Origin of the sequence: Aquabacterium humicola (genome assembly GCF_030167915.1) — a bacterium.
GTDB classification, from domain to species: Bacteria; Pseudomonadota; Gammaproteobacteria; order Burkholderiales; family Burkholderiaceae_C; genus Pseudaquabacterium; species Pseudaquabacterium humicola.
Genome location: NZ_JARGNB010000002.1, coordinates 574,712 through 594,149 on the forward strand (window position 1 = coordinate 574,712; position 19,438 = coordinate 594,149).

14 protein-coding genes are annotated in these 19,438 nt (G+C 71.0%); 3 read left to right on the forward strand and 11 right to left on the reverse strand.

Annotated elements, in window-relative coordinates:
- Positions 1-65: 65 nt before the first annotated feature.
- From P1K89_RS12915 to P1K89_RS12955, 9 genes are all read right to left on the reverse strand, one after another.
- Positions 66-2,078: an ABC-F family ATP-binding cassette domain-containing protein gene (locus P1K89_RS12915; protein WP_284616861.1), complete on the reverse strand. Its 2,013-nt coding sequence runs from the start codon at positions 2,076-2,078 to the stop codon at positions 66-68.
- Complete coding sequence (gene prmB, locus P1K89_RS12920; RefSeq protein ID WP_284616862.1) at positions 2,075-2,956, reverse strand: 50S ribosomal protein L3 N(5)-glutamine methyltransferase; 882 nt, start codon at positions 2,954-2,956, stop codon at positions 2,075-2,077. The genes P1K89_RS12915 and prmB overlap by 4 nt, the downstream gene beginning before the upstream one ends.
- A complete protein-coding gene (gene dapE / locus P1K89_RS12925) occupies positions 2,953-4,098 on the reverse strand; it encodes a succinyl-diaminopimelate desuccinylase (protein ID WP_284616863.1) in 1,146 nt (381 codons plus the stop codon). The genes prmB and dapE overlap by 4 nt, the downstream gene beginning before the upstream one ends.
- Positions 4,099-4,113: 15 nt before the next feature.
- Positions 4,114-5,313, reverse strand: coding sequence for a PilT/PilU family type 4a pilus ATPase (locus P1K89_RS12930; RefSeq protein ID WP_284616865.1), 1,200 nt, complete (start codon positions 5,311-5,313; stop codon positions 4,114-4,116).
- A gap of 41 nt (positions 5,314-5,354) precedes the next feature.
- The gene (gene dapD, locus P1K89_RS12935; RefSeq protein WP_284616866.1) at positions 5,355-6,188 is read right to left on the reverse strand and encodes a 2,3,4,5-tetrahydropyridine-2,6-dicarboxylate N-succinyltransferase; all 834 of its coding nucleotides are present in this window, start codon (positions 6,186-6,188) and stop codon (positions 5,355-5,357) included.
- Positions 6,185-7,417, reverse strand: coding sequence for a succinyldiaminopimelate transaminase (dapC, locus tag P1K89_RS12940; RefSeq protein ID WP_284616867.1), 1,233 nt, complete (start codon positions 7,415-7,417; stop codon positions 6,185-6,187). The genes dapD and dapC overlap by 4 nt, the downstream gene beginning before the upstream one ends.
- Positions 7,414-8,886: a M20/M25/M40 family metallo-hydrolase gene (locus P1K89_RS12945; protein ID WP_284616868.1), complete on the reverse strand. Its 1,473-nt coding sequence runs from the start codon at positions 8,884-8,886 to the stop codon at positions 7,414-7,416. The genes dapC and P1K89_RS12945 overlap by 4 nt, the downstream gene beginning before the upstream one ends.
- Before the next feature lie 74 nt (positions 8,887-8,960).
- Positions 8,961-9,383 carry an SET domain-containing protein gene (locus P1K89_RS12950; RefSeq protein WP_284616869.1) on the reverse strand — a complete coding sequence of 141 codons (423 nt, stop codon included), beginning with the start codon at positions 9,381-9,383 and terminating at the stop codon, positions 8,961-8,963.
- 37 nt (positions 9,384-9,420) lie between these two features.
- Positions 9,421-9,960, reverse strand: a complete 540-nt coding sequence (locus tag P1K89_RS12955) for a peroxiredoxin (protein WP_284616870.1) — start codon at positions 9,958-9,960, stop codon at positions 9,421-9,423.
- Between the two features lie 121 nt (positions 9,961-10,081).
- On the opposite strand from P1K89_RS12955, the gene P1K89_RS12960 reads away from it, so the two are divergent.
- The gene (locus P1K89_RS12960) at positions 10,082-11,656 is read left to right on the forward strand and encodes a phospholipase D family protein (protein ID WP_284616871.1); all 1,575 of its coding nucleotides are present in this window, start codon (positions 10,082-10,084) and stop codon (positions 11,654-11,656) included.
- Positions 11,657-11,662: 6 nt separating this feature from the next.
- Here the strand turns inward: P1K89_RS12960 and P1K89_RS12965 are convergent, their stop codons facing one another.
- Positions 11,663-14,329, reverse strand: coding sequence for a winged helix-turn-helix domain-containing protein (locus P1K89_RS12965; RefSeq protein ID WP_284616872.1), 2,667 nt, complete (start codon positions 14,327-14,329; stop codon positions 11,663-11,665).
- A gap of 195 nt (positions 14,330-14,524) precedes the next feature.
- Here P1K89_RS12965 and P1K89_RS12970 point away from each other — a divergent pair, with 195 nt between their 5' ends.
- A complete protein-coding gene (locus P1K89_RS12970) occupies positions 14,525-15,211 on the forward strand; it encodes a hemerythrin domain-containing protein (RefSeq protein WP_284616873.1) in 687 nt (228 codons plus the stop codon).
- A 38-nt stretch (positions 15,212-15,249) separates the two neighbouring features.
- Here P1K89_RS12970 and queF read toward each other — a convergent pair whose 3' ends face one another.
- Positions 15,250-15,678: a preQ(1) synthase gene (gene queF / locus P1K89_RS12975; RefSeq protein WP_284617494.1), complete on the reverse strand. Its 429-nt coding sequence runs from the start codon at positions 15,676-15,678 to the stop codon at positions 15,250-15,252.
- A gap of 239 nt (positions 15,679-15,917) precedes the next feature.
- Between queF and smc the strand changes: the two genes are divergently transcribed.
- A complete protein-coding gene (gene smc / locus P1K89_RS12980; RefSeq protein WP_284616874.1) occupies positions 15,918-19,436 on the forward strand; it encodes a chromosome segregation protein SMC in 3,519 nt (1,172 codons plus the stop codon).
- Positions 19,437-19,438: the final 2 nt, after the last annotated feature.

The following is a 19,438-nucleotide window of genomic DNA, read 5'->3' on the forward strand; positions in this document are numbered from 1 at the left end:
AAGGCATCAGCCGTTCAGTCGAAGGTGTCGCTCAGCCAGGGCGCCGAAGACGCGTCGCGGCAGATTCAGCCGGCCGCGTTGATCGCCTCGATCTCGCTCTGCAGCTCGAGCCAGCGCTCTTCGAGCATCGCGGTCTCGGCGGCGATGTGGTTCAGGCGCCGGCCGTGCTCGGCGATCTCGGCGCCCGCCAGCGAGCCGGTGGCCAGCGCCGCCTCGAGCTCGGCGCGCTCGGCGCCGAGCTTCTCGAGCCGCTCGTCGATCTGCTGCACTTCCAGCCGCAGCGGCCGCGTGCGGTTGGCGATCGCGGCGCGGTTCTGCGCGGCCTGCTTGCGGTCGTCGCGGCGGTTGCTGTCGGCGGCGGGCGCGGCTTTCGGCGCAGCGGTGGCGGACGTGGCCTTGGGTGCAGCGCCGGCCGGCGCTGGCGCCGGCGCGGCGCTCGGTGTGCCCGGCAGCGGCGGCGCCGGCTGGCCCTTGGCCGCGGCGCGTGAAACGTCCAGCAGCCAGCGCTGGTAGTCGTCGAGGTCACCGTCGAAGGGCTTGACGCCGCCGGCGGTGACCAGCCAGAACTCGTCGCACACTTCGCGCAGCAGCGCGCGGTCGTGGCTCACCAGCATCACCGTGCCCTCGAACTCGTTCAGCGCGATCGACAGCGCCTCGCGCGTCGTCAGGTCGAGGTGGTTGGTCGGCTCGTCCAGCAGCAAGAGGTTCGGCCGCTGCCAGACGATGGTCGCCATCACCAGCCGCGCGCGTTCGCCGCCCGAGAGCGTGCCGACCTTCTGGTGCACCATGTCGCCGGTGAAGCGGAACTGGCCGAGGAAGTCGCGCAGCGCCTGTTCTCGCGCTTCCTGGGCATTGGGGGGCGACACATCGCGCGCCAGCCGCACCATGCGCTGCAGCGGCGTGTCGTCTTCGCTCAGCAGGTCGAGTTCCTGCTGCGCGAAGTAGCCGATCGCCAGGCCCTTTCCCTCGGTCAGCGTGCCGCCCAGCGGGGGCAGCGCGTGGGCGATGGTCTTCACCAGTGTCGACTTGCCCTGGCCGTTGGCGCCGAGGATGCCGATGCGCTGGCCGGCGAGCACGGTGCGCTCGACGTTGCGCACGATCGCGGTACTGCCGTAGCCGCAGACGAGGTCGCGCATCGACAGCATCGGGTTCGGCAGGTTGCCGGGCTCGCGGAACTCGAAATCGAAGTCGCTCGCGGTGAGCACCGGCGCCAGCTTCTCCATGCGGGCCAGCGCCTTGACCCGGCTTTGCGCCTGCTTGGCCTTGGTGGCCTTGGCCTTGAAGCGGTCGATGAAGTGCTGCAGGTGGGCGATCTTCTCCTGCTGCTTCGCGTAGGCGGCCTGCTGCTGCGTGAGGCGCTCGGCGCGCATCTCCTCGAAGGTGGTGTAGTTGCCGCCGTACCGCGTCAACGACGCGTTATCGAGGTGCACCGTGACGCCGGTCACCGCGTCGAGGAACTCGCGGTCGTGGCTGATGATCACCAGCAGCCCGGCGTAGCGCTTGAGCCAGCCTTCCAGCCAGACCAGCGCGTCGAGGTCCAGGTGGTTGGTCGGCTCGTCCAGCAGCAGCAGGTCGGCCGGGCACATCAGCGCGCGCGCCAGCTGCAGGCGCATGCGCCAGCCGCCGGAGAAGCTGTCGACCGGCGCGTCGAGCTGGTCGACGCGGAAGCCCAGGCCCAGCAGCAGCGACTGCGCGCGTGAGCGGGCATCGAAGGCGCCGGCGTGCTCGAGGTGCATGTGCGCGTCGGCGATCGCATGGCCGTCGCCCGAGGCTTCGGCCTCGGCGAGCACCGCGCGCGCCTCGACCAGCGGCAGGTCGCCGTCGAGCACGAAGTCGGTCGCCGCCTGGTCGGTCTCCGGCATCGACTGCGCGACCTCGCCGATGCGCCAGCGCGGCGGCATCTCGACGTCGCCGAGGTCGGCATGCAGGCGGTTCGCGAGCAGCGAGAAGAGGGAGGACTTGCCGGCGCCGTTGCGGCCGATCAGGCCGACCTTCTCGCCGGGATTCAGCGTGACGCTGGCGTCCTGCAGCACGACCTTGGCGCCACGGCGCAGGGTCACGTTCCGGATCGAAATCATGGTGTCTTCAGAGTAGCGAGGGCTGCGCGGGTCAGCAGCAGCACCTGGTCGTCGCCGGCGCTGGTGGGCAGCCACACCGGGGCCAGCGTCGGGAACGCGTGTTCGAAATGGGCGCGCTCGTGGCCGATCTCCAGCACCAGCACCGCGTCGTCGCCGGTCATCGCGGCCGGTGCATCGTGCAGCAGCGTGCGGATGAAGTCCATGCCGTCATCGCCACCGTCGAGCGCCAGCGCCGGCTCGGCGCGGTACTCGGCGGGCAGATCGTTCATCGACTGCCGGTTGACGTAGGGCGGGTTGCACAGGATCAGGTCGTAGCGGCGGCCGGCGACCGCGGCGAGGCCGTCGCCGCGGTGCAGCGTGATGCGCGCGGCGAGATCATGGCGGTCGACGTTGAGCCGCGCGACAGCGAGCGCGTCGGCGCTGAGGTCGGCGGCATCGATCACCACGTCCGGCCAGGCCATCGCGGCCAGCACCGCGAGGCTGCCGTTGCCGGTGCACAGATCCAGCACCCGGGTGGTCCGGTCGCTCAGCCACGCGTCGACCGTGCCGTCCACGATCACTTCGGCGATCAGCGAGCGCGGCACGATGACCCGCTCGTCGACGGTGAACGGCACGCCGTGCAGCCAGGCTTCGCCGGTGAGGTACGCGGCCGGGCGGCGCGTCGCGATGCGCTGTTCGACCAGCGCTTCGACGTCGCGCAGTTCGTCTGCGCTCAGCCCGCGCTCGGCGAACTCGTCCAGCGCATCGAGCGGCAGCTTCAGCTGCCACAGCACCAGCCACGCGGCTTCGTCGAAGGCATTCGTCGTGCCATGCCCAAAACAAACGCCCGCCGATTCGAGGCGGGCGCTCATCGCTTCGATGACCTCGATCAGCGTCATGTCATCAGCGCCTCGAGCGTGCGGCGGTAGATGGCCGTCAGCCGTTCGACGTCGTCGACCAGCACGTGCTCGTCGATCTTGTGGATCGTCGCGTTGATGGGGCCGAACTCGACCACCTGCTCGCAGAGACGCGCGATGAAGCGGCCGTCGCTGGTGCCGCCGGTGGTCGACAGCGTGGTGGTGACGCCGGTCTCGGCCAGGATCGCGGCCGTCAGCGCGGCGCTGAGCGTGCCCGGACGCGTCAGGAAGGGCGAGCCGCCGAGCGTCCAGGCGATGTCGACGTCGAGGCCGTGCTGCTGCAGGATCGCCTCGAAGCGCGCCTTCAGCGATTCGGGCGTCGACTCGGTCGAGAAGCGCCAGTTGCAGTCGACCACCACGTCGCCCGGGATCACGTTCAGCGCGCCGGTGCCGCCATGGATGTTCGACACCTGCCAGGTGGTCGGCGGGAAGTGTTCGTTGCCGGCATCCCAGGTGGTCGCGGCCAGCTCGGCCAGCGCGGGCGCCAGCAGGTGGATGGGATTGCGTGCGAGCTGCGGGTAGGCGACATGGCCCTGCACGCCGCGCACGGTGAGCCTGGCCGACAGCGAGCCGCGGCGGCCGTTCTTGATCGTGTCGCCCAGCGTCTCGACCGAGGTCGGTTCGCCGACGATGCAGCAGTCCAGCTTCACGCCGCGCTGCTGCAGCGCCTCGACCACGCGCACCGTTCCGTCGACCGACGGACCTTCCTCGTCGCTGGTGAACAGCAGCGCCAGCGTGCCGGCATGCTGCGGATGGGCGCGCACGAACTGCTCGGCGGCGATGGTCATCGCAGCGATCGAGGTCTTCATGTCCGCCGCGCCGCGGCCGTAGAGCCTGCCGTCGCGGTGGGTCGGCACGAAGGGGTCGCTGGTCCATTGCGACAGCGGGCCGGTCGGCACGACGTCGGTGTGGCCGGCGAACACGACGGTCGGGCCCGGCCGCGCGCCGCGGTGCGTGGCCCAGAGGTTCGTGACGCGGAAATCATCGGGGCCGCAGGCCAGCGTCTCGCAGTGAAAGCCGAGCGGCTCGATGCGCTCGCGCACCAGTGCCTGGCAGCCCGCATCGTCGGGCGTGACCGAGCGGCGCGCGATCAGCGCCTCGAGCAGGCGGAGGGTGTCGCTCATGTCAGGAGATAGGAATCAACGCGCGGCGCCGGCCGGGCCGAACACGACCTTGCGCGGCGGCGGTGCGCCTTCGGGGTACACGTCGATCGTGTACTCGGTGTAGGTGGCGGTGTCGGGCTCGTCCTTCTTCGGCGCGGCGCGTGACACGGGCTGCGTATCGTTCTGCAGCCGCCACATCAGGTTGGTCGGCGAATCGGCGAAGGCCAGGCCTTCATCGCGCGTGACGAGGCCCTCGGTGATCATGCGGGCGATGTCCTGCTCGAAGGTCTGCGAGCCTTCGGCCATCGACTTCTCCATCGCTTCCTTGACGCCGGGGAAGTCGCCCTTCTCGATCATCTCGGCGACCAGCTTGGTGTTCAGCATGATCTCCACCGCCGGCAGCCGGCCGCCGGCCACCGCACGCAGCAGGCGCTGCGAGCAGATCGCGCGCAGGCCGGCCGACAGGTCGGACAGCAGCACCGGCCGCGCCTCCGGCGTGTAGAACGACAGGATCCGGCCCAGCGCGTGGTAGCTGTTGTTGGCATGCAGCGTCGCCAGCACCAGGTGGCCCGACAGCGCATAGCTCAGCGCCAGCGTCATCGTCTCGCGGTCGCGGATCTCGCCGATCATGATCACGTCGGGGGCCTGGCGCAGCGCGTTCTTCAGCGCGACCTGCATCGAGCTGGTGTCGCGGCCGACCTCGCGCTGGTTGACCACCGACTTCTTGCTGCTGAACAGGAACTCGATCGGGTCCTCGATGGTCAGGATGTGCCCCGGCATCGCCTTGTTGCGCATCTCGAGCATCGAGGCCAGCGTCGAGCTCTTGCCGGTGCCGGTGGCGCCGACCATCAGGATCAGCCCGCGCTTGTCCATCACCAGCTGCGACAGCAGCTCCGGCACGTTCAGCGACTCCAGCGACGGGATGTTGTGCGGGATGTGCCGGAACACCGCGGCGATCGTGCCGCGCTGCTTGAAGGCCGAGATCCGGAAGCTGCCGACCTTCTCGAGGCCGATCGCCATGTTGAGCTCGCCGGTTTCGTCGAGCTCCTCCATCTGCTTGGGCGTCAGCAGCTCGCTGAGCAGTGCCTTCGGCTGCTGCGGCGTCAGGATCTGGTCGGACAGCTGCAGCACTTGGCCGTGGATCTTGATGAGGATCGGCATGTTGGCCGAGAGGTACACGTCCGAAGCGTTGCGCTCGCTCATCAGGCGCAGCACGCGCTCCATGTTTCCGCTCATGCCGAATCCCCCTTTGCCGTTCTCGCCGTTCGTCGCCGTGCTTACGGACGCAGCAGCTCGTTGATGCTGGTCTTGGAGCGCGTCTGCGCGTCCACGCGCTTGACGATGATCGCCGCGTACAGGCTGTACGGCGTGCCGTCGGCGGTGGTCTTGGGCAGGTTGCCGCTGACGACGACGCTGCCCGAAGGCACGCGGCCGTAGCTGAACTCGCCGGTCTCGCGGTTGAAGATCGGCGTGCTCTGGCCGAGGTACACGCCCATGCCGAGCACCGAGTTCTCCTCGACGATCACGCCCTCGACGACCTCGGAGCGCGCGCCGATGAAGCAGTTGTCCTCGATGATCGTCGGGTTGGCCTGCAGCGGCTCCAGCACGCCGCCGATGCCCACGCCGCCGGACAGGTGCACGTTCTTGCCGATCTGCGCGCAGGAGCCGACGGTGGCCCAGGTGTCGACCATCGTGCCGTCGTCGACGTAGGCGCCGATGTTCACGTAGCTGGGCATCAGCACGACGCCTTTGCCGAGGTAGCTGCCGCGACGGGCGACCGCCGGCGGCACCACGCGCACGCCCGAGGCCTTCAGGTCGGCCGGCTCGACGTGCGAGAACTTGGTCGGCACCTTGTCGTAGAAGTGCAGGTCGCCGGCATTGACCGGCACGTTGTCGGCCAGCCGGAAGCTCAGCAGCACCGCCTTCTTGATCCACTGGTGCACGACCCACTGGCCGACGCCGGTGCGTTCGGCCACGCGCAGGCGGCCGGCGTTGAGGTCGGCGATGACCGTGTTGACCGCCTCGCGGATCTCCGGCGACAGCGTGTCGGGTCCCAGGCTGGCGCGGCCTTCCCACGCCAGGTCGATGATGGATTGCAGTTGTTGGCTCATGCGCAGGTGCTCGAAGGGGAAGAGGGGGCGTGCGGCGGCTCGTAGTTGCGGGTGAACTCGGCGATGCGATGCGCGGCTTCCAGGCACTCGGCGGTGCCGGCGACCAGCGCCATCCGGATGCGTCCGCGGCCGGGGTTGCTGCCGTGGGCATCGCGCGCCAGCAGGCTGCCGGGCAGGACGGTCACATTGTATTGAGCGAGCAGGCGGCGGGCGAAGTCGATGTCGTTGCCGCCGGGAACGCCCGCCCACAGGTAGAAGCCGGCATCGGGCAGGCGCACGTCGAGCGCGTCGGCCAGCACCGGCGTCGTCTCGGCGAATTTCTGCCGGTAGAGCGCGCGGTTCTCGACCACGTGGGCTTCGTCCGACCACGCGGCGATGCTCGCGCGCTGCACCATCGGGCTCATCGCCGCGCCGTGGTAGGTGCGGTAGAGCAGGAAGGCCTTGATCACCCGCGCATCGCCGGCGACGAAGCCCGAGCGCATGCCCGGCACGTTCGAGCGCTTGGACAGCGAGGTGAAGGCGATCAGGTTGCGGAAGTCGTCGCGGCCGAGCGCGGCGGCGGCTTCCAGCCCACCCAGCGGCGCTTCTTCGCGGAAGTAGATCTCCGAGTAGCACTCGTCGCTGGCGATGACGAAGCCGTGGCGGTCCGACAGTTCGAACAGCCGCCGCCACTCGGCCAGCGGCATCACCGCGCCGGACGGGTTGCCGGGCGAGCAGACGTAGAGCAGTTGCGTGCGGGCCCAGGTGGCCTCGTCGATCTGGCTCCAGTCGGCCGCGAAGTTGCGCGCCGGGTCGCTGTTGGCGAAGGCGGTGTCGGCGCCGGCGAGCAGCGCGGCGCCCTCGTAGATCTGGTAGAAGGGATTGGGGCAGACGACGGTCGCGCCGGGCTTGGAGGCATCGACCACCGTCTGCGCCAGCGCGAACAGCGCCTCGCGCGAACCGGAGCACGGCAGGATCTGCGTCGCCGGGTCGAGGCTCAGCCGGTAGCGGCGCTGCAGCCAGTGCACGATCGCTTCGCGCAACGCGGGCTCGCCGATCGTCGGCGGGTAGATCGACAGGCCGGCCATGCCGTCGATCAGCGCCTGCTTCACCAGCTCGGGCGCCGGGTGGCGCGGTTCGCCGATGCCCAGGCCGATGTGCGGCAGGTGCGCGGCCGGCGTGATGTCGCGCGTCAGCTCGCGCAGGCGTTCGAACGGGTAGGGATGCAGCCGGTGCAGCAGCGGGTTCATCGGGTGATTATCCCGGCGGAAGCGGGGGCCGCGGGCGCCAGGACGGCGGGTGGGGCCGGCGGGGGCGGCAGCGGGCCGAAGCGCACCGGGCTCTGGGCGGCCAGCCACGCCGCCACCGCCCACGCCGCGGTGTTCTGCGGCAGCGCCTTCGGATCGATCTTGTCCAAGGTGTCGTTGGCGGTGTGGTGCCAGTCGAAGTAGTCGTTGCCGTCCTGCGTCAGCTCGATGGCCGGCCAGCCGCGGCGGCGCAGCAGCACGCCGGCATCGGGGCCGGGCGAGCCGTTGTTGTCGGCCGCGGCGATGCCCAGCGGCGCCAGCGCGGCGCCGATCTGCTGCCACACCGGCAGCGCTTCGGGCCGCACGCGGCTGCGCAGCCGCCACACGGGGCCGGCGCCGAAGTCGCTTTCGCCGACCAGCTGGTGCGGCTGGTTCTTGTAGCGCTCGGCGTAGGCCAGCGCGCCGTCGAAGCCGTTCTCCTCGTTGGCGAACAGCACGACGCGGATCGTGCGCCGCGGCTTCACGCCGCCGTCGAGGATCGCCTTCGCCGCGGCCACCACGATGCCGACGCCGGCGCCGTCGTCGATCGCGCCGGTGCCCAGGTCCCAGGAGTCGAGGTGCGCGCCGATCAGCACCACCTCGTCGGCGAGGTCGGTGCCGGGCACTTCGGCGATCACGTTGTGCGTGGTCACCGGCACGCCGCCTTCGGCCTGCAGCGTCAGGTGCATCTTCAGCGGCCGCGACGCGCTCATCGGATGGGCCGCGAGGCGCGCGATCAGCTCGGCATCGGGCACCGAGACGGCGACGGCGGGGATCGCCGGCACCGCCGGGTCGTAGCGCATCGCGCCGGTGTGCGGCAGCCGGTCGCGGTCGGTGCCGATCGAGCGGATCGCCACCGCCAGCGCGCCGCGCCTGGCCGCTTCGATCGCGCCGATCGAGCGCGCGGCGACGGCCTTGCCGTAACCCGCGCCGTCGCGCGTGCGCTCGGTCTTCTCGTCGATGAAGACGATGCGGCCGCGGGCGCGTTCGCCGCCGGCATCGGCGCGCAGCGCGGCGAGGTCGGGGTAGTAGGCGATCTCCGCATGCAGGCCTTCGGGCGGCGTGGCCACCGAGTTGCCGAGCGCGGCCATCATCACCGGCTGCGGGAAGGGCTGCGTGATGTGCGCGTGCGCCGGCCCGCGCTGCCAGGCCTTCATCGGCACCGGTTCGGCGCGCACGTTGGCGAAGCCGAGCGTCGTCAGCCGTTCGACGGCCCAGGCCACCGCACGCGCATCACCGGCCGAGCCGGCGGGGCGCGGGCCGACCTCGGTGGTCAGCGAGGCGACGAGCTCGTAGGCCAGCGCTGATCTCGAGGCGGCCTCGCGCAGCCGCTGCGCGTGCGCGAGCTCGGCGGGGCCGAGCAGATCGCTGGCGAAGGCGGGGAGGGCAGCGGCCAGCAGCAAGCCGGCCGCGTAAAGGCGTCGCGGGACCAAGCGCAGTCTCCCTGGCGTTGATTCGATGGCCCGCGATGCTAGCGGGCCAGCCGGCGTGGCGCGGTGTGCAGTGGCTACAGCCAGCCGATGCAGCCCGGCGCGCCGCAGCGGCAGGCGAGCGTGCCGTTGTGGTGCGTCTCGCCGTAGTTCACCGTGATCTCCTCGCCGGGGGTGATCGCGCGCAGCGCGTAGAACTCGATGCGGCCGTCGCGGATCGCGAGGCGGGCGTTCGGCCGGCAGCAGTGGTTGGTGAAGCGCATCGGGTCCTGCGACTGCGACGCGTCGATCGCCTTGCGCGGCGATACCTCGACGATCATGATGCGCTGCCGTCCCTCGGCGCGGCGGCGGCCTTCGGAGACGCTGATCGATTCGCCGCGGATCTCGCCGATCTTCTTCTGTGCCGGGATGTCCTCGGCGGCGAAGACGCCGAAGCCGTCGATCGCGCTCTTGCGGACCGCGACCTCGAACTTCTGGTAGGCCGGGCGGACCGGATTCACCGATGGCGCCCCCTACGGCGCTGCGCGCCGCTCACTCTCACTGCTTCTTCTGCGCCGCCCAGCCCTTCAGCGCGGCCATCGTGTTCGCCACGTGGCGCAGCGGGTTCAGGCTGGTGAACTGGTAGACGATCTTGCCGTCGGGCGAGATGACGTAGGAGGTGCGGTTCGCGTAGTCGGGCTTCAATGCCAGCACCGCGTCGTAGGACTTCATCACGCTCTGGTCGACGTCGGCGCCGACCGCGAACTTGTTGCGGCACTCGGTGGTCGAGAACTTCTTCAGCGTCTCGATGTCGTCGTGCGACACGCCGATCACCGTCGCGCCCAGGCCCTTGTACTCGTCGGTGGCCTCGGCGAACTTGTTGGCCTCGATCGTGCAGCCCACCGAGAACGCGGCCGGGAAGAAGTACAGCACCACCGGGCCCTTCTTCAACATCTCGGTGAGGTGGAACTTCGAGACCTGGCCGGCCAGCGACGAGTCGATCGTGAAATCCGGGGCCTTGTCGCCGATGTCCAGCGCCGCATGGGCGGGCAGGGCGAGCGAGGCGATGACGGCAGCGGCGATCAGCAGGGGCTTCATTGCGTATCCTTGGCGCGCTTTGGAACGGGCGACGACGCTTGGTCGGGAACGGATGACGGGGATTACAGCGCAGTGGACGAATGATACGCAGCCGGTCGGTGGCCGGTTTCGCGCACGGGCATTGGCGCTGCCGAGGCTGCTGGCATGGGCCCTGGTGCTGGTGCTGCTGGGTGCCTGCTCGTCGCTGCCGCGCGACGTCGAGCGGCCGGTCAGCACGGCGATGCCCAGCACGACGGCCTCGACGCTCGGCCGCATCGCCGCGTTGTCCTCGCCCGATCCCGCGCTGACGGGCTTCCGCCTGTTGCCGATCGGCGCCTTCGCGCTCGATACGCGCCTGCAGCTGATCCGCCGCGCCGAGCGCTCGATCGACGTGCAGTACTACCTGATCCAGGACGACGAAACCGGCCGCTACCTGCTGCGCGCGCTGCGCGACGCCGCCCAGCGCGGCGTGCGCGTGCGCCTGCTGATCGACGACCTCTACACGGCGGGCGCCGATCCGCTGCTGCTGGGGCTGAACGCCCATCCGAACGTCGAGCTGCGACTGTTCAATCCGTTCACCATCGGCCGGCGCTCGTTCACGTCGCGGTTCCTGTTCGCGCTCAACGAGTTCAGCCGCGTCAACCGGCGCATGCACAACAAGCTGCTGATCGCCGACGGCGCGATGGCGGTGGCCGGCGGGCGCAACATCGCCAACGAGTACTTCATGCGCCACGAGCAGGCGAACTTCGTCGACCTGGACACGTTCATCACCGGCGCGCTGGTGCCGCTGCTGCAGGAGCTGTTCGACAGCTACTGGAACAGCGACGTGGTCTACCCCGTGCGCGCGGTGATCCCGACCACCCAGCCGCCGGCCGAATTGCGCGCGCAGTTCGACGCGATGACCGGCCCCGACGGCACGCCGCCGCCGGAGCCACCGCCGATCAACGACGTGCTCGGTTACGGCCCGATCGCCGACGACCTCGATGCCGGCCGCCTCGGCCTGGTGTGGGCCGACGCCGCGGCCTATGCCGACCCGCCTGCGCGCGACAAGGGCCTGGGCGCGAGTTACGGCCTGGTGCCGCTGGAGGACATCGACTCGGTGCGTTCGAACGTCGTCGAGCTGATGCGGCGCGCGCGCAGCGAGGTGGTGCTGACCTCGCCCTACCTGATCCCCGGCCAGCGCGGGATCGAGCTGATGGCGTCGATGCGCGAGCGCGGCGTGAAGCTGCGCGTACTGACCAATTCGCTCGCCGCCACCGACGAGCCGCTGGCCCACAGCGGCTACCGCCGCTACCGCCCGGCGATGCTGAAGCTCGGCGTCGAGCTGCACGAGCTGAGCCCGCTGCGCGTCAAGCGCACGTCCCGGCTGGGCATGTTCGATTCGACGCAGGGCCGCCTGCATGCGAAGACCGCGGTCATCGACCGCCGCCAGGTCTTCATCGGCTCGATGAACTTCGACCCGCGCTCGGAGAAGCACAACACCGAGATGGGCATCTTCATCAACAGCCCGCAGCTGGCGCGCGAGGTGCTGCGGCTGATGGACCTGGACAAGCTGCAGGCCTCGTGGCGCGTGGTGCTGGACGAACACGGGCGCCTGCGCTGGCTGGCGCAGGACGACGAGAAGGAGATCGTGCTGACGAACGAGCCGGAGGCGGACTTCTGGACGCGGTTCTGGCTGAACATCCTCGCGCCGCTGGCGCCGGAAGAGCTGTTGTAACCAGCTTCAGCGCCGGTGCCACCAGGCCGCCGCCTGGGTGCGGCCGTCGAGGGCCAGCTTGGTCAGGATGTTCGCGACATGCCGCTTGACGGTGTGCATGCTGAGCTCGAGCGAGCGGGCGATGAGCTTGTTGCTCTGGCCTTCGGCCAGCAGCGCCAGCACCTCGCGCTCGCGCTCGGTCAGCGGATCGTCGGCCGGCCTGGCGTGCGGCGCGCCGGCCGCTTGCTCGTCGTCGGCTGTCCACGCGGCCAGCCGCCGCAGCAGGGCGTTCCGCACGGCTGCGGGCGCGCGCAGCCGGCCCTCGCTGGCCTGCCACAGCGCCTGCAGCCGGCGCCGCGGCTCGAGCAGCAGCGCCCCGAGGCTGTCGTCGAGCGCGGCCTCGGCGAGCACGTCGTCCAGCAGGGCGGCCGCGGTCGCCCCCTCGCCCTGGCTCGCGCAGCAGAGGGCGAGGCTGAGGCGGGCGTCGCCGATGAACGCCGGCAGCCGGCCCGCGCGCTGCAGTTCGACGGCGCGCTCCAGCTGCGCGCGCGCGGTCGCCAGGTCGCCGGTCAGCAGCGCGTGCTGGCCCCGCACCAGGGCTGCGCCGGTGTCCAGCACGGGCCATTCGCGCACCGATCGCGGCGCGCTCAGTTCCGGCAGCAAGGCGCCGAGGCCGTCGGCGTCCTCCGCGCGCCAGTGGATGCGCGCCTGCACGTGCAGGTAACTTCGACGCCAGCCGCTGCTGTGGCCGGGCGTCATCGTGTGCTGCACCTGCGCGACGGCGGCCAGGGCCTGCGCGGTCAGGCCCTGGGCAGCGAGGTGCAGGCTGTGCAGGTGCAGCGCGCCGATGCCCAGCATCACGTCGCCGGGCAGGTGGCGCCAGCGCTGCAGCAGGGCCTGCAGCGCGGCGCGGGCCGGCTCCGGCTCGCCATGCCAGAAGGCGAGCCAGGCGTCGAGGGCCGGCACGGGCACCTCGCCTTCGTCCGGCCCGCGGCCGCGGCACAGGCGCTGCAGCCGCGCCATCACGGGCGCGGCGCCGGGCAGGCCGGCGAAGTGGCCGTACCCCATGTCGACGATGTTCGGGTAACGCGTCGTGGGCGCGAGGGCGGCGTTGTCGGCCATCGCGGCGAGCGATCGCAGCGCGCCGGCGGTGTCGCCCCGCGCCAGGCCGTTCCAGGCGCCCAGGGAGTCGAACGGCACCTGCAGCGCGGGTGGCAGCCCGGCGCTGGCGGCGAGGTCGAGCGCGCGGCGGGCGCCGTCCAGGTCGCCCATCGCGTTGTGGCAGGCGCCGAGCATGCCCAGCGCCATGAAGCGGTCGCGCGCGCGGCCCTGCTGCTCGAAGGCGTCGTGGCTGCGCTGGAACTCGTCGCGGGCGCGCAGCCAGTCCCAGCGCGACCAGGCGCACAGGCCGCGCAGCAGGCTGGCGTCGGCCTGCTGCTCGCGCCAGTGCGGCGGCAACTGGTCGAGCCAGCGCTCCAGCCGTTGAGTGCCGCCCACGGCCAGCAGTTGTTCGGCGATCCGGCGCAGGCCGGCCAGGGCCTCGGGCCAGCGCGCGGCGGCCAGCCAGTGCTGCACGGCGCGTTCCGGCTGGGCCTCCGCGGCGGCGGCGCGTGCATGCAGTTCGGGCGCGATGCCGGGCTGGCGCCGGTCGAGCTCGCCGCGCAGGAAGTCGCGGAACAGGTCGTGCAGCCGCAGCACGGGCACGGTCTCGTCCAGCGCGCTCAGGAACAGCTGGCGCCCGTACAGCGCATCGAGCACGGCCGCCGCATCCTGGCGGCCGGTGACGGCCTGGCACAGCGCCGGCTCGAGCTCGGGCAGCACGCTGCTGCGCAGCAGGAAGTCCTGCAGCGGCGGCGGCAGTTCCGCCAGCACTTCCTGCGCAAAGTAGTCGAACAGGTGGCGGCGGGCGGCCGGGCCCATCGGCTCCGCCGGCGCATCGCCCTCGCGCCGCGCGCCGCCCTGCACGCTGGCCAGCATCAGCTGCAGGCCCGCCGCCCAGCCATGGGTGCGGTCCAGCGCGGCGCGCAGCGCCTCGTCGGGCAGGATGTCCAGCCCGCGCGCCCGGCACAGGGCCTGCGCGGCATCGAGGTCGAATCGCAGGTCCTCGAAGCCCAGCTCCAGCAGCTCGCCGCCGGCGCGCCAGCGCGCGAGCGACAGCGGCGGCGTGGTGCGGCTGCCGATGAAGACGCAGAGCTCGGGCGGCGCACGGGCGACCAGGGTGTCCAGCAGCGCGAGCGCCGCCGTGTCGGTGACGTGGTGCAGATCGTCCAGCACCAGCGCGATGCGCGCATGCGGCCGCGCGCCGAGCGCGTCGATCAGCGGACCCAGCGCGGTGCGCGCCGCGGGGCTGTCGTCGCGCAGCTGGGCGAGGACCGCATCGGGCGGCACCTGCCACGGCAGGTCGAGCACTGCCAGCGCGCCGAAGAGCGCGGCAAAGAAGCGGTTGGCGTCGTTGTCGCCGGCGTCGACGGACACCCAGACCACCGCCGTGCCCGGCGCGGCCGCCAGCGCGTTGGCGAGTTGCGCGAGCAGCGTCGTCTTGCCGAAGCCGGCCGGGGCCTGGACCAGCACCAGCCGGGCCTCGTCTGCCTGTGCGAGCGCACGCTCGAGCAGCGCGGGCCGCGCCACCACGTCGCGCCGTGCACGCGGGATGCGGTACTTGCCGAGCGCGGCGGTGATCGAGCGGCTGTCCATGCGCGGGGTGTCGAGGTCGCGGGATTCTAGGAAGGGGCCAGGAAGGGGCGTGGTGCGTCATCGGGCCGGGCCGGCCAGCGCACGCGCCGCAAGAGCCAGGCCCGGTCGGCTGGGGCCATGGCTCGTCGGAGCGATGCCGGCGCCGCGGCGAACCGGAACACTGAGGCTTCCTTCCCACCACGACCCACCCCCACCATGAGCCTGCCCGCCCGCTTCGACCTCTACGCCCCCATCCACAAGGCCTTGCGCCTGTTCATGACCGACACGCTGCAGGCTCTGGGCCGGCTGGACCTCGACGATCCGCAGGACTTCGAGGCCGGGCTGGCCCGGCTCGATGCGCTGCTGGACGCCGCCGGCAGCCACCTGCAGCACGAGAACGACTTCATCCACCCGGTGATCGAAGCCCGCAGCAGCGGCACCAGCACCCGCATCGCAGCCGAACACCGCGATCACCTGGAAGCCATCGCCGCGCTGCGCGCCCAGGCCGCCGCGCTGCGCTTGCAGCCCGAGGCGGCCGCAGCGCACCGGCTGTACCGCCAGCTGGCCGCCTTCGTCGCCGAGAACTTCGAGCACATGGACATCGAGGAAACCCGCCACAACCAGGCGCTGTGGGCGGCCTGCCGCGACGACGAGCTGCAGGCCATCGAGGGCCGCATCCTCGCCAGCATCGGCCCGCAGGAAATGAGCCAGTGGCTGCGCTGGTTGATCCCGGCGCTGATGCCCGGCGAGCGCGCGCAGCTGATCGCCGGCCTGCCGCCCGCCGCCCAGGCGCCGGTGCTGGCGTCGGCGCGGTCGCTGCTGGACGACGTTGCCTGGGCCAAGTTGTGCCGGGCAATGGGCCAGGTCGGCCCGGTCGCGACGCCCGACCTCGCCGGCGCCTGACGTCCGTGCCGTGGCGGCGGCCTGCCGCCGCTGCCCGATCAGAGCAGCCCGCGCTCCATCGGCATCGACGGCAGGTCCACCGCCGGCAGCGGCTTCCAGCCCTTCTTGCGGTGCTCCGCGATCACGTTCGTGTAGATGCCGCCGCGGACGTACCACTTGGCCGTTATGCGGATGAAGCGCGGATCGGTCGCCTTCACGATGTCGTCGAGGATGGTGTTGGTCACCTTCTCGTGGAACGCGCCTTCGTTGCGGTACGACCAGAAGTACATCTTCAGCGACTTCAGCTCGACGCACAGCTGGTCGCAGATCATGTCGATCGTGAAATGCGCGAAGTCGGGCTGGCCGGTCAGCGGGCAGTGGCAGGTGAACTCGGGCACCTGGAACTGGATCACGTAGTCGCGCCCCGGCGAGGGGTTCGGAAAGACGTGCAGGTCCTTGCTCGGCGCGCTCGGCGGATTGGGCGGCATCGGGCGCTCGTTCAGCGCGGGCTTCGGCGCGGGCTTCGGCGCCTTGTCGGGCGCGGGCTTGACGGACTTCTTCGCCATGGCAGGGGGTCTTTCGAGAGGGGCGCGATGGTATCATCCGGCCCGCTTTGCGGCCCGGTGCGGGCGCAATAAATCCATACGGATCAATCACTTACTGACGATTGACGGCGCCGCGCAGGCGCCGCCTGCCCTCAGCATTCCCGGCCGGAATCCGAACGCGCATGCGCCTGAACCAGATCAAGCTCTCCGGCTTCAAGTCCTTCGCCGAACCCACGACCTTCCAGCTGCCCGGCCAGCGTGTCGGCGTCGTCGGCCCCAACGGCTGCGGCAAGTCCAACATCATGGACGCGGTGCGCTGGGTGCTCGGCGAGTCCAAGGCCAGCGAGCTGCGCGGCGAGTCGATGCAGGACGTGATCTTCAACGGCTCCGGCAACCGCAAGCCGGCCAGCCGCTCCAGCGTCGAGCTCGTCTTCAGCAACGAGGACGCGCGCGCCGGCGGCCAGTGGAACCAGTTCGCCGAGATCGCGGTGAAGCGCGTGCTGACGCGCGACGGCACTTCGAGCTACTTCATCAACAACCAGCCGGTGCGCCGGCGCGACGTGCAGGACGTGTTCCTCGGCACCGGCCTCGGGCCGCGCGCCTACGCCATCATCGGCCAGGGCACGATCAGCCGCATCATCGAGTCGCGCCCCGAAGAGCTGCGCATGTTCCTCGAGGAAGCGGCCGGCGTCTCGAAGTACAAGGAACGCCGCCGCGAGACCGAGCACCGGCTCAAGGACACGCGCGAGAACCTGACGCGCGTCGAGGACATCCTGCGCGAGCTGAACAACAACCTCGACAAGCTGGAGAAGCAGGCCGAGGTCGCCGGCCGCTACCGCAGCCTGCAGGACGAGGGCACGAAGAAGCTGCACTACCTGTGGTTCCTGAAGCAGCGCGACGCGGCCACCGAGGAAGAGCGCGTCAAGCAGGCGGTGTCCGAGGCCACCAACGCGCTCGAAGCGCGCCTGGCCGAGCTGCGCCATGTCGAGGCCGACCTCGAGACGATCCGCCAGGCGCACTACGGCGCCAGCGACAAGCTGCACGTCGCGCAAGGCGACCTGGCGCAGGCCGCGCTGGAGGTCTCGCGGCTCGAGGAGCGCATCCGCTATGTCGTCGACAGCCGCCAGCGCGTCGCGCAGCGCCTGGCCGAGCTGAAGGCCCAGGCCGCGCAGTGGGACGAGCGCAAGGCGTCGGCCGAAGCCGAGCTCGAGGACATCGCCGCGCAGATCGAGGCCGCCGAGGAGCAGGCCGGCACGCTGGCCGCGCAGGCCGAGGAAGAATCGCTGCGCCTGCCCGATGCCGAGGACGCCGTGCGCACCGCGCAGGCCCGCGCCAACGAGCAGCGCGGCAAGGTGGCCGAGGTGCAGCAGCAGATCCAGGTGCTGGCCGCCGACAGCCGCAACATCGACGAGCAGGCGCGTGGCCTGCGCGTGCGCCGCGACCGCCTGGCCGCCGAGACCAAGACGCTGGCGACGCCGGACATGAACCGCCTGGCCGAGCTGCGCACGCAGGAAGCCGCGGCCGCCGAGGCCAGCGAAACCGCCGAGGCCCGCCTGCACGAGCTGCAGGAACAGACGCCGGCGCTCGACGAGCAGCGCAAGGCGCAGCAGGACCTGGTCAACACCGAGGCGCATCGCCAGGCCGACACCGCCGCCCGCCTGGCCGCGCTGCGCGCGCTGCAGGAGAAGGTGCAGACCGAGGGCAAGCTGAAGCCCTGGCTCGCGAAGCACGGGCTCGAGAGCCTGCAGGGGCTGTGGACCAAGGTGCACATCGAGGCCGGCTGGGAGACGGCGCTGGAAAGTGCGCTGCGCGAGCGCCTCAATGCGCTGGAAGTCGGCCGTGTCGAGACCGTGCGCGCCTTCGCCGACGATGCGCCGCCCGCGAAGCTCGCGTTCTACACGCCGCCGCAGGCCGCCATCGCCAATACGCACCAGACGCTGACGCCGCTGTCCTCGCTGCTGCGGCTGGGCGATGCAGGGCTCAAGGCGCTGCTCAACGACTGGCTCGAAGGGGTCTACACCGCGGCGAACATCGACGAGGCGCTGGCCAACCGCGGCAAGCTCACCCACGGCGAGGTCATCATGACCCGCGAGGGCCACGCGGTCGGGCAGTTCTCGGTCTCGTTCTACGCGCCCGATTCCGAGCAGGCCGGCATGCTGGCCCGCGCGCAGGAGATCGAGAACCTGGAGCGCCAGACCCGCGCGCAGGCGTTGATCACCGACGAGGCGCGTTCGGCGCTGGTGCGGCTGGAAGCGGCGTACACCGAGGCCGCGCAGCGCCTGGTGGCGGCGCGCCGCGAGGCCACCGAGGCGCAGACGCGCGCGCACCAGCTGCATGTCGAGCTGCTGCGCCTGCAGCAGCAGGCCGAGGCCACGAGCACACGGCGCGGCCAGCTCGACGAGGAGCTCGCCGAGGTCGACGCCGCGCTCGAGTCGCTGGAAGAACGCCGCATGACCGGCGAGGCGCGCTTCGAGGAGCTCGACCTGCAGCTGGCGAACACGCAGGAGCGCCATGCCGAGCTCGACGAAGCGGTGATCGCCGCGGAGCGCCGGTTGTCCGATGCGCGCGAACAGCTGCGCGCGCTCGAACGCCAGGCGCAGGAATCGCAGTTCCAGGCGCGCGCGCTGGCCGCGCGCCGCGGCGAGCTGCAGCGCTCGATCGAGACGGCGGACCAGCAGGCCGCGAGCAACGCGCAGACCGGCGAGCAGCTGGAGCTCGAGCTCGGCTCGCTGAACGACAGCGCCGCGCAGGCCGGCCTGCAGGATGCGCTGGCGCTGAAGAGCGACAAGGAGCAGGCGCTCGCCGCGCAGCGCAGCGAGTACGACGACCTGTCGGCCAAGCTGCGCCACGCCGACGAGCAGCGCCTGGGATTCGAACGCAGCCTGGAACCGCTGCGCGAGAAGATCACCAAGCTGCAGCTGGAAGCGCAGGCCGCGCAGCTGGGCGGCGCGCAATACCTGGAACAGCTGACCGCCGCCGGCGTCGACCTCGACGTGCTGGCGGCTGATGTCGCCGCGAACAACGTCAAGCTCTGGGGCCTGCAGGGCGAGATCGACCGCATCAACCGCGACATCGCGTCGCTGGGCGCGGTGAACCTCGCGGCGCTCGACGAGCTGACCGCCGCGCGCGAGCGCAAGACCTTCCTCGACGCGCAGAACGCCGACCTCAACGACGCCATCGGCACGCTGGAGGACGCGATCCACAAGATCGACCTCGAGACGCGCGACCTGCTGGCCAAGACCTTCAACCAGGTCAACGAGCAGTTCGGCCGCATGTTCCCGTCGCTGTTCGGCGGCGGCACCGCGAAGCTGCAGATGACCGGCGACGAGATCCTCGATGCCGGCGTGCAGGTCATGGCGCAGCCGCCGGGCAAGAAGAACTCCACCATCCACCTGCTGTCCGGCGGCGAGAAGGCACTGACCGCGATCGCGCTGGTGTTCGCGATCTTCATGCTGAACCCGGCGCCGTTCTGCCTGCTCGACGAGGTCGACGCGCCGCTGGACGACGCCAACACCGAGCGTTATTCGAAGCTGGTGACCGAGATGTCGCTGAAGGGCACGCAGTTCCTGTTCATCAGCCACAACAAGATCGCGATGGAGATGGCCGAGCAGCTGATCGGCGTGACGATGCAGGAGCAGGGTGTCTCGCGCATCGTCGCGGTCGACATGGAAGCGGCCGTGACCATGGCGGAGGCCGCCTGAAC

Bases quoted from the DNA above. Each gene is read 5' to 3' on its own strand.
- P1K89_RS12915 (WP_284616861.1), bottom strand. From the start codon at position 2,078: ATGATTTCGATCCGGAACGTGACCCTGCGCCGTGGCGCCAAGGTCGTG.
- prmB (WP_284616862.1), bottom strand. From the start codon at position 2,956: ATGACGCTGATCGAGGTCATCGAAGCGATGAGCGCCCGCCTCGAATCG.
- dapE (WP_284616863.1), bottom strand. From the start codon at position 4,098: ATGAGCGACACCCTCCGCCTGCTCGAGGCGCTGATCGCGCGCCGCTCG.
- P1K89_RS12930 (WP_284616865.1), bottom strand. From the start codon at position 5,313: ATGAGCGGAAACATGGAGCGCGTGCTGCGCCTGATGAGCGAGCGCAAC.
- dapD (WP_284616866.1), bottom strand. From the start codon at position 6,188: ATGAGCCAACAACTGCAATCCATCATCGACCTGGCGTGGGAAGGCCGC.
- dapC (WP_284616867.1), bottom strand. From the start codon at position 7,417: ATGAACCCGCTGCTGCACCGGCTGCATCCCTACCCGTTCGAACGCCTG.
- P1K89_RS12955 (WP_284616870.1), bottom strand. From the start codon at position 9,960: ATGAAGCCCCTGCTGATCGCCGCTGCCGTCATCGCCTCGCTCGCCCTG.
- P1K89_RS12965 (WP_284616872.1), bottom strand. From the start codon at position 14,329: ATGGACAGCCGCTCGATCACCGCCGCGCTCGGCAAGTACCGCATCCCG.
- P1K89_RS12970 (WP_284616873.1), top strand. From the start codon at position 14,525: ATGAGCCTGCCCGCCCGCTTCGACCTCTACGCCCCCATCCACAAGGCC.
- queF (WP_284617494.1), bottom strand. From the start codon at position 15,678: ATGCCGCCCAATCCGCCGAGCGCGCCGAGCAAGGACCTGCACGTCTTT.
- smc (WP_284616874.1), top strand. From the start codon at position 15,918: ATGCGCCTGAACCAGATCAAGCTCTCCGGCTTCAAGTCCTTCGCCGAA.